17 protein-coding genes are annotated in these 15,751 nt (G+C 36.3%); 7 read left to right on the top strand and 10 right to left on the bottom strand.

From position 1 onward, the window contains the following. Window positions 1-31: 31 nt before the first annotated feature. Window positions 32-1,720, top strand: coding sequence for a type IV secretory system conjugative DNA transfer family protein (locus tag AADH04_RS12265; protein WP_434777559.1), 1,689 nt, complete (start codon window positions 32-34; stop codon window positions 1,718-1,720). A 77-nt stretch (window positions 1,721-1,797) separates the two neighbouring features. Here AADH04_RS12265 and AADH04_RS12270 read toward each other — a convergent pair whose 3' ends face one another. Genes AADH04_RS12270 through lipA form a run of 10 tightly spaced genes read right to left on the bottom strand, consistent with a single transcriptional unit; the run spans window position 1,798 to window position 8,163 of the window. After that, on the bottom strand, window positions 1,798-3,654 hold the full coding sequence (locus AADH04_RS12270; RefSeq protein WP_434777560.1) for an O-antigen ligase family protein: 1,857 nt from the start codon (window positions 3,652-3,654) through the stop codon (window positions 1,798-1,800). Window positions 3,655-3,658: 4 nt separating this feature from the next. Beyond that, window positions 3,659-4,006, bottom strand: coding sequence for a DUF2069 domain-containing protein (locus AADH04_RS12275; RefSeq protein WP_434777561.1), 348 nt, complete (start codon window positions 4,004-4,006; stop codon window positions 3,659-3,661). A 7-nt stretch (window positions 4,007-4,013) separates the two neighbouring features. Continuing rightward, window positions 4,014-4,742: a twin-arginine translocase subunit TatC gene (tatC, locus tag AADH04_RS12280; RefSeq protein WP_434777562.1), complete on the bottom strand. Its 729-nt coding sequence runs from the start codon at window positions 4,740-4,742 to the stop codon at window positions 4,014-4,016. Next, a complete protein-coding gene (gene tatB, locus AADH04_RS12285) occupies window positions 4,739-5,173 on the bottom strand; it encodes a Sec-independent protein translocase protein TatB (RefSeq protein ID WP_434777563.1) in 435 nt (144 codons plus the stop codon). Before tatB ends, tatC begins: the two co-directional genes overlap by 4 nt. Before the next feature lie 3 nt (window positions 5,174-5,176). Next, complete coding sequence (gene tatA, locus AADH04_RS12290; protein WP_434777564.1) at window positions 5,177-5,392, bottom strand: Sec-independent protein translocase subunit TatA; 216 nt, start codon at window positions 5,390-5,392, stop codon at window positions 5,177-5,179. 16 nt (window positions 5,393-5,408) lie between these two features. Then, window positions 5,409-5,738: a histidine triad nucleotide-binding protein gene (locus AADH04_RS12295; RefSeq protein ID WP_434777565.1), complete on the bottom strand. Its 330-nt coding sequence runs from the start codon at window positions 5,736-5,738 to the stop codon at window positions 5,409-5,411. A 2-nt stretch (window positions 5,739-5,740) separates the two neighbouring features. Then, window positions 5,741-6,073: a phosphoribosyl-ATP diphosphatase gene (locus AADH04_RS12300; RefSeq protein ID WP_434777566.1), complete on the bottom strand. Its 333-nt coding sequence runs from the start codon at window positions 6,071-6,073 to the stop codon at window positions 5,741-5,743. Window positions 6,074-6,107: 34 nt separating this feature from the next. After that, on the bottom strand, window positions 6,108-6,494 hold the full coding sequence (hisI, locus tag AADH04_RS12305; protein WP_434777567.1) for a phosphoribosyl-AMP cyclohydrolase: 387 nt from the start codon (window positions 6,492-6,494) through the stop codon (window positions 6,108-6,110). 2 nt (window positions 6,495-6,496) lie between these two features. Then, on the bottom strand, window positions 6,497-7,162 hold the full coding sequence (locus tag AADH04_RS12310; RefSeq protein WP_434777568.1) for a hypothetical protein: 666 nt from the start codon (window positions 7,160-7,162) through the stop codon (window positions 6,497-6,499). 47 nt (window positions 7,163-7,209) lie between these two features. Continuing rightward, window positions 7,210-8,163: a lipoyl synthase gene (gene lipA / locus AADH04_RS12315; protein WP_434777569.1), complete on the bottom strand. Its 954-nt coding sequence runs from the start codon at window positions 8,161-8,163 to the stop codon at window positions 7,210-7,212. Between the two features lie 143 nt (window positions 8,164-8,306). Here lipA and hpnD point away from each other — a divergent pair, with 143 nt between their 5' ends. The 6 genes from hpnD (at window position 8,307) to AADH04_RS12345 (ending at window position 15,675) form a co-directional block, all read left to right on the top strand. Continuing rightward, window positions 8,307-9,170: a presqualene diphosphate synthase HpnD gene (gene hpnD / locus AADH04_RS12320; RefSeq protein ID WP_434777570.1), complete on the top strand. Its 864-nt coding sequence runs from the start codon at window positions 8,307-8,309 to the stop codon at window positions 9,168-9,170. Further along, window positions 9,167-10,456, top strand: coding sequence for a hydroxysqualene dehydroxylase HpnE (gene hpnE, locus AADH04_RS12325; RefSeq protein WP_434777571.1), 1,290 nt, complete (start codon window positions 9,167-9,169; stop codon window positions 10,454-10,456). Before hpnD ends, hpnE begins: the two co-directional genes overlap by 4 nt. Then, window positions 10,449-11,174, top strand: a complete 726-nt coding sequence (locus AADH04_RS12330) for an SDR family oxidoreductase (RefSeq protein WP_434777572.1) — start codon at window positions 10,449-10,451, stop codon at window positions 11,172-11,174. The genes hpnE and AADH04_RS12330 overlap by 8 nt, the downstream gene beginning before the upstream one ends. 15 nt (window positions 11,175-11,189) lie before the next feature. After that, window positions 11,190-11,969: a hypothetical protein gene (locus AADH04_RS12335; RefSeq protein WP_434777573.1), complete on the top strand. Its 780-nt coding sequence runs from the start codon at window positions 11,190-11,192 to the stop codon at window positions 11,967-11,969. Between the two features lie 47 nt (window positions 11,970-12,016). Then, the gene (radA, locus tag AADH04_RS12340; RefSeq protein ID WP_434777574.1) at window positions 12,017-13,375 is read left to right on the top strand and encodes a DNA repair protein RadA; all 1,359 of its coding nucleotides are present in this window, start codon (window positions 12,017-12,019) and stop codon (window positions 13,373-13,375) included. A gap of 65 nt (window positions 13,376-13,440) precedes the next feature. After that, window positions 13,441-15,675, top strand: a complete 2,235-nt coding sequence (locus AADH04_RS12345) for an AAA family ATPase (RefSeq protein ID WP_434777575.1) — start codon at window positions 13,441-13,443, stop codon at window positions 15,673-15,675. The last annotated feature ends 76 nt before the right edge of the window (window positions 15,676-15,751 follow it).

Here is a 15,751-nt window from a genome sequence, read left to right on the forward strand (position 1 = left end):
TTTTATAGCTAGTTTAATTGGTAGCGAAAATATGATCAGTAAAAAGAAAATTTTTCTATTTTGTTTTCTTCTTGTTTTTGTTTTTATTGCTGGTTCATATTTATCAGGTTTTATTTTTTTGCTGATTGCTAAAGGTTCTTTTAAACATTACGGTTTGACTATATTCTTTCGGTATTATTCTCATTATGGTCACCTTGCTGCATATAGCACAAAATTTGGTGTTGCGGCTCTTTTGGGGTTTGGTTTTCCTTTAATCTTGTCTTTATATTTGCTCTTCAGATTTTATCGCCCTAAGAAAAAGATTTATGGAGATGCCCGTTTTGCTACTGCACAGGATTTAAAAAAGGCTGGTTTTTTTAAACCTTCACAAACCAGTATCGTGGTAGGTAAATTCAATAATAAGTATTTATACTTTAGCGGGCAACAATTTGTTTTGCTTGCTGCACCCACTCGTTCTGGTAAAGGTGTTGGGGTAGTGATTCCTAATTTGTTGGCATATCAAGGTTCTATGGTTGTTTTGGATATCAAACAAGAGAACTATGAATTAACCAGCCGTTTCCGTAAAAGACATGGGCAATCTGTCTATTTATTTAATCCGTTTGCTGAAGATTGCCGTTCTCATCGTTGGAATCCTTTAACTTATGTTTCTGATGATCCTAATTTTAGAATATCTGATTTACAAAGTATTGCCAATATGTTGTATCCAGTTGGGGATGACAGCAAAGATCGTTTTTGGTTAAATCAGGCTCAAAATGTTTTCTTGGCATTGACCCTATATCTTTTTGATTTAAGAGACCATCAGAAAAAAGTGTTTGGTTCTTTTTATGAAAAAGAAGTTGAATCACCGACTTTAGGGCGTTTATATCGACTCAGCTCTGGTGATGGGCAAACTAATTTAAAAGAGTATTTATCCCAGTTGGCGAATGAACCCTTTGTCAGTGAGCAGGCAAGAACAGCATTTTCTGGCTTGTTGTCTCAAGCAGAAGAAACTTTTGCCAGTATTATGGGCATGTTTAAAGAGCCTTTGTTGCCATGGCTTAATCCTATTACAGATGCAGCAACCAGTGCAGATGATTTTTTACTCACAGATGTACGTAAGAAAAAGATGACCATTTATATTGGTATTCAACCTAATAAATTATCAGAAGCACGTTTGATTATTAACTTATTTTTTTCACAGCTGATTAATCAAAATACTCGTGAGTTACCAGAAAACAACCCAGATTTGAAGTATCAGTGTCTACTGTTAATGGACGAATTTACCTCCATAGGTAAGGTAGACATTATTGCCAAAGCAGTTAGTTATATGGCAGGTTACAATATTCGTTTATTGCCTATTATTCAATCATTGGCACAACTGGATGCAACTTATGGCAGAGAAGCCAGTCGTACTTTAGTGACGAATCATGCCTTGCAAATTTTATATACTCCAAGAGAGCAAAAAGATGCCAATGATTATTCTGAAATGCTTGGTTATACCAGTGTGAAGCGTAGCAGTGTTTCAAAAGGGCAAAGTATCAGTAGAACGGAAAACGAAGAGCGTAGGGCACTTATGCTGCCCCAAGAACTTAAAGCCATGAGTCCAGACAAAGAGATCATTATCTTTGAAGGGCTCGAGCGTCCTGTTATGTGTAACAAGATTCGATACTATCAATCTAAGGTATTTACCTCTCGGTTAATGGGGAAGGCAAAAATACCTTTATTAAAAATTTCTTCATAATAGATGGATATTTATAAGTGTTTTTTCTTAATTTTAATAAGTGTTTCGATTTATTTTAACTATTTTTTTTCCTCTAGCTATTCTCCTTTTGTCGAGCTAGTTTGACATTTAGTTTTAGGAAGTTTTTTCATTAGGTTCATACAATCTTGGCGTGTTTGGTTTTTAATTTGAGTTAAATTTGTAACATTAAGTACTTGTAAAAAATTAGGAATTGTAGTTGGGTAATAATGATTAGCTATTTTTTGGTTTTCTACAGCCTCTTCTATCTTTCCTTTTAAACTTAGATAAATAGAACGGCGCATTAATGGAAAAGCAAAAGGTCTATATTGGATAAGTTGCTGATTAATTTTATATGCTGTTTCATCTACTTTTGTTGTAGAACGTTCACTGCTTTCTAAAGTATATACAGCTTCATACCTTAGTAGTATGCTTGTGTTAACTAAAGGAAGTATATCTTTTTTTATGTCATCTTTACTTTCATTAACATTCCTTAAAATATATGCATTATGTAATAATGCATACCTTGGAATTAATAAAATTATTTGTGTTAATAAAACACCTGCTAAACAAAATGCAATAAGCCCAGAAATAATGTTGGGTATTTTTTTCTTTGTATTTACAGTTTTAATGGAAGTACTATCTTTTTCCTCTAAATTTTGTAGGCTCATAAATACTGTAAATGGTGCAAGAAAATATACATACCATAGCGGGTATTCTAAGAGACTATGGATTAAGCTAGTAGAAATTAAAACGAGAGGAAAAAGAGAATTCAGTGTTGTTTTAGTAATATATTTTTTGATTACCCAAAAAAAGCCTAAACATACAACTAATGTGATGAATAGTCCCATTTCAGCTAAAATTTGTAAAAATGAGTTGTGACTATGTATAAACAAACCTGGTTCTTTTGGTTCATTGATAAAGTAAGGTAAAGAATCTAATTGAAATGCATTATAAGCATATTGACTCCAACCAACCCCTAAAAACGGGTATTCTTTAAATAAAAGCCATGCTTTATATGATTCATAAAAACGTCTAGAACCAAAGAATCCTAATCCAGAAGAGACTCTGCTAAGGCCTGTTGACTTAATTCCAACCAACTCAGAGATAATCGGGATTTGAAAAAGCATAATTAATGTAGCACTAATAATAGCAAGAAGTAAAAATTTTCGTAGAAATATATCTTTTTTACGATAAAACCAAATTAGAGTCATAAACATAAACATGAACGCATACAAAACGACTAATCTTGACGCCGCAGCTGCCATTAATATGCTAAAAGTTGCCAATATAAATATAGATAAAGATAACCTAATTTTATTAATACTATAAAGGTAACATGTACTGATTACTCCCCACATAAGGTAATGTGCATAATGATTACGTTGTGCTAGTTGTCCAAAAATTGTTCCTTTAGCGGATATTGTAATCAGTTTATTTAATGAGAGAGAATAATTGTCATATAGTGTATTATAAAATTTGGTTAAATCCAACAACTGTATTATACCAACTGCAGCTTGAATTAAAGCTCCAAACATTAAAGCAATCGCTAATAAAGTGATAATTTTTTGTTGACCAAATTTTTTAATTAATGCTTGTGTGGCAAAGGCTAATAAAGCCATGCTTAAAAAGACACCAATTGCAAAATAACTTTGTCCAACAAAATGTAATGGAATAAATAAAGTTTGTATATACCAGAGTAACGCTAGTATAAGGAAGAACCATGAAGTTTTAGGAACCTTTTGCCATAATTGTCCCTGCAAACCTAAAGTTAAGACCATTAATAGGCACAGAGAAACAGTAATATTATCTAGAATATAGCTAGTGTTCGGGCCTAGACGAGTATTTAATGTAAAAGGGAGAGTTAAAATCAGGGCAAAAAAAACCAAAGGAACAAAATCCAGTGAAGTTTCTTTGGTAAATAATTTTTTAAACATAAAACTAATCTTTATTTTTTCTAATATAAATAATGGTTGATACAAAAAATAATATAGATAAACCCAATTCAATTGCCGCACATATTTGGCTATTGGTATTTTTATCAAATATCCTAACACTGCCTTCAGCAACATATAACAGTATGAACATACTGCTGTATTGATAAGTATACTTACGCCCTTTTAAAATACCCGATAAAGGTAATAATAAAGGGAGCGTTTTAAAGACTAAAAAGGATCCCCCAACTCTAATAGGGGCAATCCAAAGTTCCCAAAGTAAGCATAGGAGTATAAGTGCAATCAGAGTGATGCTGCAAATGTTCTTGTAGAGATTTTTTGTAGGGATATTCATATGGCGGTTATTGTGTAGTGGTTTTTTTCTTGCTCAGTTTACATATAAATAAGCCTGCTTCATATAATAACCAGAGTGGGATAGCCAATAAGCATTGTGAAATAACATCAGGAGGTGTCACAACTGCGGCAATGGCAAAGGCACCCACAATAATATAAGGTCTCGCTGTAGTCATTTGCTCGATGCTTAATATACCTGCTTTGTGCAATAAAATAACCACAACAGGTACTTCAAATGTGACACCAAAGGCCAAAAACATCCCTAAAATAAAGGAAAAATATTTGTCAATATCTGTTGCCATATTGACACCCTCAGGTGTGACAGCATTAATAAAGTGGAAAACGACAGGAAAAACCAAAAAGTATGCAAAAGACATGCCAATAAAAAACAAAATAACACTGGATATAACTAAGGGTAGAGCTAGGCGTTTCTCATGAGAATAAAGTGCCGGTGCAATAAATGCCCATATTTGGTAAAGTGTATGGGGCAAAGTTGCTAAAAATGCGACAACTAAAGTTACTTTAATCGGGACAAAAAAAGGTGCAATTACATCAATTGCAATCATACTAGAGCCTATTGGCATAGCATCTATTAACGGTGCTGCGACAAAGGCATAGATTTTTTGTGCAAAGGGTACTAATGCAAAAAAAACGATTAAAAATACCACAACTATTTTGAGTAGCCGAGAACGTAATTCAATAAGGTGTGTTAATAAAGGTTGAGCTTCATCATTCATAATGGTGGCGTATCATTTTGTTGATGAGTAGTCGATGAAGGTTGTTCTGAGGAGACAGTATTAGGTGGTGTAATTGTCTCTTTATGTGCTTGTGTCGATTGTGCCTCTATATTGGGTGTGCTTTCTGTATTATTCACATCATCATCGTAATGTTCTGATGCTTCTTTTAGACTGTCTTGTACTTCACTTAACACATTATGCACCCCATCACGCACATTTTGTGTGACATCTCTTAGGTCTTGATGTAAGTTGTTTAAGCCAGTTTCTTGCAATTGTTGGTTCATGTCAGCTTTAACATTCGCAATAAAACGTTGCATTCGTCCAATCATTAAGCCTGCAAACCGTGCTACGGCAGGCAGTCTTTCTGGTCCTAACACAATCAGCGCCACAATGCCCAATACAACAAGCTTAGCAAAGCTTATATCAAACATTGGCTAAACATTCTTGTCGGTGTTTTCATTTTGCCCTTGTTCCTTAGTTGGGGTGGATGATGACGTGTTATGGTCATTTTCTTCCCCTTTTAAGCCTTCTTTAAAGTCGTGTACTGCGGCACCAATGTCTCGTCCTGCATTGCGCAATTTTTTCGTACCAAAAATCAGTACAACAACAATTAATAAGACAATCCAATGCCAAATTGATCCAAGCCCCATGATTTACTCGCTTTCTTTATTTCGGTTTAGGGGTGCCTAAAACATGTAAGTGTAAGTGAAATACTTCTTGTCCACCACCAATACCCGTATTAATTTGTGTTTTATAACCATCGGTTAAGCCAAATTCTTTTGCTAAGATAGCTGTTTTTTGTAGAAGTTTACCTAATAGTAAAGTATCTTCTGCCGTTGTATGGGCAAGAGAAGTAATATGTTTTTTCGGGATAATCAATAAATGTACTGCTGCTTTAGGCTGAATATCATGAAAAACCAGCATCTCTTCATCTTCATAAGCGATTTTTGCGGGGATGTCTTTATTGATTATTTTACAAAAAATACAATCAGTCATTCTTAATGATCCTTATTTTGTTTTCTCATGGCTTTTTCAGTCAAACCAGATAAACCTTCTCTACGTTTTAACTCTAATAACACATGCTCTGGTGTCAAATTATGGTAACTTAATAGTACCATGCTATGGAACCATAAATCAGCTACTTCTTTTGTAATTTCCTCAGGATTCTTTTCTTTTGAGGCCAACAAAACTTCCGTGCTCTCCTCCATAACTTTTCTAAGAATTTTATCTTCTCCAGCTTCGAACAAAGAGGCAACATAGGAAGATTGTGCGTTAGCTTGTTTGCGCTCTTCTAATGTCTTGCCGATTTCTATTAAAATTTGGTCAGTCATTTTATCAAGCTTTCTTTGTTATAAGTTGTATCGTCTATTGGTAGATTTCATGTTCAGATTTGACAACAGGATCTGTAATGAGCCATTCATTATTTGTCAGTGTCCGGTAAAAGCAATGGTTTCGGCCTGTATGGCAAGCTAATCCTTCTTGTTTTACTTGCAATAAAATAGCATCTCCATCACAATCAAGGCGCATTTCTGAAACATGTTGAGTATGACCAGATTGTTCACCTTTTCTCCAAAGCTGTTTGCGGGAACGGCTAAAATAGTGTGCCTGTTTGGTTTGAATAGTCAGTTCCAATGCTTCTTTGTTCATCCATGCAACCATTAAAACCTGATGGGTTTGCTCATCTTGCACAATGGCACATACTAGTCCTTGATCGTTCCATTTTACTTCGTTTAAAGCCACCATGATGTTCATATTTAGGTACAGTCTCCTAGTCGAAATGCAATCATTTTTTGTTCATTCTCAATAAACTGCTCAGTTAATGGATGTTGGTATAAATCATGACGCAGTTTATTTAACCATACATTAGGTTTTGATGGGTTATAGGCACTAAAAATACGTTCACTTTGTTGAATAGTTAAACTATACAGGTTTTGTTCCTGAGCCCATTCAATTTTTACTTCATGTCGTTTTAAACTCAGTCCACTTTTGGAGGAACTGATTTTATCCAGGGCAAAATGATGAGTAATTTTATCATGAGTTACCACGCTTGGGCGAATCATCACCAGTGTTTCTGTTGGGTATTTCTTTTTAAAATGATAAGGTGCATTTAACCAAAAATTTAATTGTTTGAGTATCTTTCCACCATCTTGGCATAATTGTTGATATTTACCTTCGGTAATCTTATTATTTTTGCGTAATATCCGTTCAAAGCCCCATAAGCCGCTGTTTAATGCTTGATGGTACTCTAAGCTTGGCAAGTGGATCAGCTGTGGTTGCGCATCATTTTGCGTAATAGACTTGATTAATTGTTGATAGCTCACATTTTCTGGCTGAGGGCGCCAAAAATATAATACAAGCAAGCACAAGCATAGCACAGCGCCTATGCTGATTAACATAATCCCTAAGTGACGTGTACTCATAAATAAAAGCAATTCAGACCATAAACAGTAGGATGGCCTGATTCGTTTTAGATACCAGCTTCATGAGCTTGTTGGTCTGCGTGATAGCTTGAGCGAACCATTGCACCGACAGCTGCATGTTTAAAACCCAATTCATATGCTTTTTTTTCAAACATTTTAAAGGTGTCAGGTGTCACATAGCGTTGTACAGGCAGATGTCCATCAGTTGGCTGTAAATATTGTCCAATGGTAATCATTTCGATATCATGCTGACGCATATCCTGCATAATGGCCAGCACTTCCTCATCTGTTTCACCTAAGCCTACCATAATGCCTGATTTCGTCGGAATATGTGCATTCATCGCTTTAAAATTTTTCAATAGTTTCAATGAATGTTCATAGTCAGCACCAGGGCGTGCTTGTTTGTATAAACGAGGAACAGTTTCTAAATTATGATTCATCACATCAGGTGCCGTTTGGGTGAGAATATCCAAAGCAATGTCTAAGCGACCCCGAAAATCTGGTACCAGTACTTCGATTTGAGTTTCTGGCGAAAGTAGACGAATTTGACGAATACATTCAGCAAAATGCTCGGCGCCACCATCACGCAAATCATCACGATCAACAGACGTGATGACAACATAGCGTAATTTAAGCGCAGCAACCGTTTGGGCTAAATGAGTAGGCTCTTGTGTGTCTAATGGCAAAGGTCTACCGTGGCCTACATCACAAAATGGACAGCGACGGGTACAAATATCCCCCATGATCATAAATGTAGCAGTGCCTTTACTGAAACACTCTCCAATATTAGGGCAGGTTGCCTCTTCACAGACAGAATGTAGTTTTTGAGCACGTAAAATTTGTTTGATTTCCTGAAATCTTTGACCCGAAGGTAATTTGGCTCGAATCCATTCTGGTTTTTTGAGTTTTTCTTCTGCTTTTATTGGAACAATTTTAATAGGAATACGCGCAGTTTTGTCTGCGCCTTTTAATTTGATTCCTGCTTTTACATCCGTAGCCATATTTTTAAATATCCTTAAAACCGTACAACAAATGTGTGATGAGGGATCATTATACACCCCTTGAATAAAATTAAACATGTTAAAAATAGCAATCTTGGCTATAGATACCACTTAAAAACAGGTAGAATATAGGTTGGCTGATTATGTTAGAGGAAGTCCTTTTGAACCCGCAGGAATATTGTTTACAAAAAGTCAAACAAAGTGGTTCCAGTTTTGTGACCAGTTTTTTTCTTTTATCCAAACCAAAGCGTGAGGCAATGGTTGTGTTGTATGCTTTTTGTCGTGAAGTAGATGATATTGTGGATGATTGTACCGATATACAAGTTGCGCAAACAACATTAAATTGGTGGCGAGAGCAAATTTCCTTAGTGTTCTCTGGTCAGGCAGATCATCCCGTATGCCAGGCATTGATACCCATTGTTCAATCATTTAAACTGCCTGAGGAAGAATTTTTAGCCATTATTGACGGTATGCAAATGGATTTGCAGCAAGTCAGATATGAGTCATTTGAACAGCTAAACCTTTATTGTTATCGAGTTGCTGGTGTGGTTGGTCGATTAAGCGCCCGTATCTTTGGTTTTGGACATGAACAAACCTTATTGTATGCACAAAAGTTGGGCTTGGCTTTGCAATTAACCAATATTATTCGCGATGTGGGTGAAGATATTAGAATAGGCCGCATTTATTTGCCTGAAGAAGAGCTTAAGCAGTTTGCTGTGACGCAAGAACAATTATTATCCTATCACAGTGATCAAAATTTTGAAGCATTAATGAAGTTTCAGGTAGCTCGCGCAAAACAAACTTATCAAGAGGCGCTTGATTTATTGCCTAAAGAAGATTATCAGCATCAAAAAGTTGGTTTAACCATGGCTTCAGTCTATTATGGTTTGCTAGAAGAGTTAGAGTTAGATGGTTTGGGTAAGGTCTTGCAGCAAAAATTATCATTGTCTACATCTCGCAAACTATTCTTAATTATAAAGAGTATGATTTTTGGGTTTAAATTATGAAAAAACCTAAAGTGGCCATTGTTGGAGCAGGATTAGCTGGGTTAAGTGCCGCAGTTTATTTATATGATGAAGCGGATGTGACCATTTTTGAAGCAGGCCAGGTTGCAGGTGGGCGGACGAGAACTTTACCAAAAAGGGGACAAAATCAATTTCTTGGAGAAATTGATAATGGGCAACACATCATTATTGGTGCTTATCAAAGTTTATTGTGTCTACTGAAACAAGTTGGGGTACAAGAAACAGAGGTATTTTTACGTTTGCCACTAACATGGTACATATATAATGGGCTAAAAATGCGATGTGGCCGTTTACCTGCGCCATTGAATTTGTTTTTTGCTGTTCTATGTTCTCAGGGTATCACAATTAAAGATAAATATGCTTTATTTAAGAGCCTGTATTCGTTAAAAAAATACCAAGGTAAAGACAATACTGTTCAGCGTTGGTTGAATCATCAAAAAGTGCCTTATAGTGTACAACATGATTTTTGGCAACCAATGGTTTTATCTGCCTTGAATACACCATTAGAACAAGCAAGTATTCATACTTTGCTCAAAGTGATCAACGATGGGGTATTGTCTTCACAAAAAAGTAGTGACTTATTATTACCTAAAAAAACGCTAGATGAAGTTTTTATTCAACCAATTCTAACCTTTTTACATGAAAAAAAAGTTAGGGTATGTTTAGGCTCTCGAGTAAAAAGTATCCAATCAGCTTGTCATGGACAAGTTTTGATTGATGATCAGTTATTTGATTCAGTCATTTTAGCAACAGCCCCCTATCATGCTGTACATTTGATTGAAGACAAAGATATTCAGGCTAAAATAAATCAGTTACAATACTCGGCTATTTGTTCTGTTTACCTATACTATAATCAACAAATTTCTTTGCCGTATCCAATGGTTGGCGTAAAAGATGGGACGGTAGATTGGCTCTTTGACAGAGGGGCACTTGGGCATTCCTCTAATGAGGTTGCTGCTGTGGTCAGTTGTGCTCAATTAGAACAAAATCATGGGCAGTTAGTGAAAAATGTACATCAAGATGTATTGAAGTTCTGCCCATACTTACAAGAGCCAGTTGAATATCAGGTCATTATTGAAAAAAGAGCAACTTTTTTATCAAATGTACTTAGGCCTAAAATAGATGGGCGTCAATTAACACAAAAACAAATATATTTAGCGGGTGATTATATGCACTCTTTTTATCCTGCTACTTTAGAAGGGGCTGTTCAGTCTGGACAAAAAGCGGCAGCACAATGTTTATTAGATTGGAAGCAATGTCATGAATGATCATTTAGCATTAAAAGATAAAGTCGTGATTGTGACTGGTGTAACACGTGGAATAGGTAAAGAGGTTGCTTTGGCTTATGCACAAGCAGGTGCAACTGTTGTTTTATTGGGGCGTAATACTCGGCTTTTAGAAGCATTATATGATGAAATTGTTGCATTAAATGCTCCAGAACCAATTGCTGTCACATTAGACTTACACACTGCTCAAGAGCATGATTTTGACCAACTGGCGTTGGCTGTATATAAAGAAACGGGTCGTTTAGATGGGATTGTTCATTGTGCGGGGTATTTTTATGCACTTTCTCCTTTGATGCATCAAACGATTGAAGAGTGGATGAATCAATACCGGGTAAATACTGTTGCGCCAATGGCTTTAACCAGAGCATGTTTACCGTTATTGCAAAAGTCAGATGATGCCTCTGTAATTTTGGTTGGCGAGAGTCATGCCGATGATCCAAAAGCCTATTGGGGCGGTTTTGGCGCTTCTTATGCAGGTTTACAATATTTATGTAAAGTGGCTGCAGATGAGTGGAGCCAGTTTCAAAATGTACGTATCAATACTTTGGTTCCAGGTCAGGTAAATAGTCCTTTGCGCTTAAAAACGCATCCAGGAGAAAGTAAGTCTGAACGTAAAGAAATCGCACAAATTGTGCCAGATTTTATTTATTGGATGAGTCAACGTTCAGCAGGACGTACAGGTAATATTATTAAGTTATAACTAATTGAGGATACGATGAAAAAGATTTTTTTAGGTATTGTTGGTGCTTTTATTGTACTAACAGTAGTAATAGGTTTTTTTGTTGCTGACTATTTAAGTAAAGAAAGTGATGATTTTTGGAAAGCTCACGAACATAAATCGGAACAAGTAACTGCTGCACGCCTAGAGGATGAAGTACAGGTTGAACAGAAAAATAATAATATTGATCCCCTAGTAGATGATAAAAATGCACAAGTGTTGCGGATTGAAGCTGTGTCCTTGAATGACAAGCCTATTTCTTCTGTTCCCGATAATAATTTAACAGGCTCTGTTTCTCTGGTGGTATTAAGTGATGTATTGGGGCGACCAAAAACAGTAAAACCATTTTTTAATGATTGTGGCATTCAAGACGTCAGCTTAGTTGAATTTGGCAATATTCGTTTTAAGAAAATTCAAGCTGAATATTTTGTTGATGAGATTGATATCGCTGGCAGTAAGTTTGAATTGAAAACGCCACGATTATTGATGAATAAAGACACAAAATTAGAGGATGTTGTGAGTAGCTACTCAGATAAAGCTGCCATACAAGAGCTGAATCAGCCAAAAGTAGAGCAAGCCAGTGAAGTGGCTACCCAAGAGAGTACAAAAGGAAAGAAAAAAACAACGAAACCAGCAGAAAAAGTAACCGAATTGGCATTTTTAACATCTGGTGACAGTAATAATAAATGGGTGCTTAGCTTTAATACAAAAGGGCTTTTAAAAGGTGTTCGCTTGGTTGCAGAGGATAATTCTTGCGATGGGGAAAACACAAAATAATCTTTTAAAAACAGTCTTTAATTAAGGAAACTTAACCAAAACTCTATATGGCTAAAGCAAAAACGCAATATGTCTGTGTACAGTGTGGTGGTGTCAGCCCAAAGTGGCAAGGGCAGTGTCCCCACTGTCAAGCATGGAATAGCTTAACTGAAACATCCGTGCAAAGTGCCAATCCAAGGTTTGCAACGTGGGCAGCACAAACGACAACTGTACAAAATTTGAGCGAAGTTGAAGCTCAAGAAGTACCCCGTACCAGCTCAGGTTTATCTGAATTAGATAGGGTTTTAGGGGGGGGGATTGTTGCGGGTGCAGTCGTTTTGATTGGGGGGGATCCTGGTATAGGCAAGTCAACCCTATTATTACAAGCTATTGCACAAATAGGACTAGACAGAAAAGCGCTTTATGTTTCTGGCGAAGAGTCAGCACAGCAGATCGCACTTAGAGCAAGTCGCCTAGCAGTTAACCCAGTTGGGGTGCGATTATTAGCTGAAATTAGGCTCGAAAGTATTTTAAATACACTGCAACAAGAGTTACCAAATGTAGCGGTTATTGACTCTATTCAAACATTGTATTCCGATCAAATTTCCTCTGCTCCGGGTTCTGTTTCTCAAGTCAGAGAATGTGCAGCGCAATTGACACGTATTGCCAAACAAACAGGTATGACCATTTTATTGGTTGGACATGTAACAAAAGATGGTTCAATTGCTGGGCCACGAGTACTGGAGCATATTGTTGATACCGTATTGTATTTTGAAGGAGACAATCATTCCAGTTATCGGATGATTCGAGCCATAAAAAACCGTTTTGGTGCAGCAAATGAGCTGGGTGTTTTTGCCATGACAGATAAGGGATTAAAAGGTGTTTCCAATCCTTCTGCAATTTTTCTGTCTTCTTACCGAGACGATGTGGCAGGTTCTTGTGTCTTAGTGACTCAGGAAGGATCAAGACCATTATTGGTTGAAATACAGGCATTGGTTGATGATGCACATGGGTTTGCACCAAAGCGTTTATGTGTTGGTTTAGAGCAAAACCGTTTATCCATGTTATTGGCTGTCTTACATCGCCATGCAGGCGTGGCTTGTTTTGATCAAGATGTATTTTTAAATGCTGTTGGTGGCGTTAAAATTATGGAACCTGCGGCAGACTTAGCCGTGATTCTAGCGATGCAATCAAGCCATCGAAATTGGCCCTTACCTCAAAAAATGGTTGTGTTTGGGGAAGTAGGGTTGTCAGGAGAGGTTAGGCCAGTGACACGTGGGCAAGAGCGCTTAAAAGAAGCGTTAAAGTTAGGCTTTGAAAAAGCCATTATTCCCAAGGCTAATTTGCCTAGAAATTTAGAAGAATTTTCTGGTATGCAGATCATTGGGGTAGACTTATTACAAGAAGCGGTTGATTATTGTCGTTGAACGCTTATCTTGCTGTAGTAAGTACAAAAATATTGTATGAAATTTTATGTTGAAAGAATGATAAATTGTTTAAATTTACTTTAGCTGTATTTTGTTTACTTTTATTTGTTATTTATTATATTGTTTTTTATAAAGATAGTAAAAATCAATCTGTTGGTAACGTATCAAAAGAAATTGAACACGCAGAAGACTCTTCTGATCATGAGGATGCAGATCATGAAATCATTTCTCCTAATACATGGGCAAAGTTGCCTGAGTATCGAGCATTAATAGAATTTTGGCTTTGGCAAGTCATCATCCCTTTGGGTGGGCAACGTCATTTTGTTGGTGAACATGGGTTTGAAAGTGATGGTGTGGCAAAGCATTTGGGTATTTTTAAATGGCAATATAAACGAAGTGGCTATAACCCAATTTCTGCTCGTAAATATTTACAAAATCAATTTGAAGACTGGCAAAAGCAGCACTCAATTAATGAAGTACTGAAATACCGCCCTGATATTTTAAATAGAAATGTTCAAAAATGGGCAAATCTTCTTAATTTGAGTGAAGAAGAATGTGCTATTTTAAGTTTCGTTTTATTGTTGCATACTGATGGTGTTTTAGATGACTGTTGTGATTTTTTAGGTGAATTAAATAGTAATCAGTCTATACAGGTATTGTCTACACTTTTGCACATTCCTGAAGCAAAAGTAAGAATCGCTTTAAGCAGTAAAAGTGCTTTGTTTAATACAGGCTTAGTTAAATTAGATTTAAATGACGATTATCGACTAAGTAACAAAATTGATGTGTTGTCCAGTAGATTTGTTGAACTAATGGTATCAGAGGACATATCACCTATTGATATGCTCAAAGAGCATGTATTAAATGCTCCCCAAACCAATTTGACTATTGCAGATTTTGAACATTTGGGTGAGTTAGTTCCCGCTTTACGGCATTATTTGGCTAATGTGATCAAAGAGCGTCAGGTCGGTTGTAATATTCTTTTTTATGGGATGGCCGGGACTGGAAAAACCGAATTTGCCCGAGTTTTGGCACAAGCGTTAAATTTAGACTTATTTGAAGTTTCATGGGTAGATGATGAAGGCGACCCTGCTAATAGAAATGAGCGCTTGAGTGCATTAAGAGCAGCACAACATATTTTTGCTAAGCAGTCGGCACTGCTTTTATTTGATGAAATTGAAGATGTCTTTGAAACGGCACAAAAGGATTTTACCTTAAACAAAGCTTGGGTTAATCGTATGATGGAAAGCAATCAAGTGCCAACCATATGGATTACCAATAGGGTAAATTTGCTTGATCCTGCCATGATTCGTCGTTTTGATTTTGTGGTACAAATGTATCCACCTACTCGTAGACAAAGAGAACAAATTTTACAAGGGTTTGCTCAGGATTTCTTATCAAAAGAAGATATTCGAAAAATGTCTGAACACCAAAATTTGCTTCCTGCTTTGTTAGAGCGTTCACACAAAGTGACACATGCAGTAAAAGATGCTTTCCCAGATAAACAGGATCAGGCAAATTTATTTCAGCGCCTATTAAATAACACCTTACAAGCGCAGGGGTATGTGGATATTAACCATTTGCAAAAAGGGGTCTCAACACTGTATAACCTTGATTGGGTGCATACAAAACAAAATTTAAATGCCATTGCTCAAGGGTTAGCAAAAGCAAAATCAGCCAGTATTTGTTTGTATGGACCATCAGGTACAGGTAAAAGCGCTTATGTAAAATGGGTTGCAGATCAATTAGGCTTAGAACTTATTTACAAAAGAGCATCAGATTTATTGTCAAAATATGTAGGGGAGTCAGAAGCCCTCATTGCTGATGCTTTTGATGAAGCTCGTAGAAATAAAGCCGTTTTATTGTTTGATGAGGTAGATTCTTTTTTACAAGATAGAAGAGGTGCAACCCATAGTTGGGAAGTCAGTATGGTTAATGAAATGCTGACCCAAATGGAGCATTTTGAGGGTATTTTTGTTGCCACAACTAATTTGATGAAAAATTTAGATCAAGCAGCATTGCGTCGATTTGATTTTAAAATAGAATTTTTATATCTAAAAAAAGAACAAGCATTTGCCCTTTTTAATGCCTATTCTCAACAATTTCATTTACCTATTGTTGATGACCATATTAAAATTAGATTGGCAAGTATGCATACATTAACTCCTGGAGACTTTGCCGTAGCAGGGAAAAGACATAAAGTTTCCCCATTCACTTCAACAATAGAGCTACTTGAATTTTTACAAGAAGAGTGTGCAGTAAAAGAAAATGGTCATAAAGGGCAACTGGGCTTTATTTAAATGATAAAAGAGAATAATTGATTGTTTCTTTGAATATAAGTTCTTAATTGATATTGTTCGTGTAATAATAAATTGA

Source organism: Neisseria sp. Ec49-e6-T10 (assembly GCF_051132615.1).
Classification (GTDB): domain Bacteria; phylum Pseudomonadota; class Gammaproteobacteria; order Burkholderiales; family Neisseriaceae.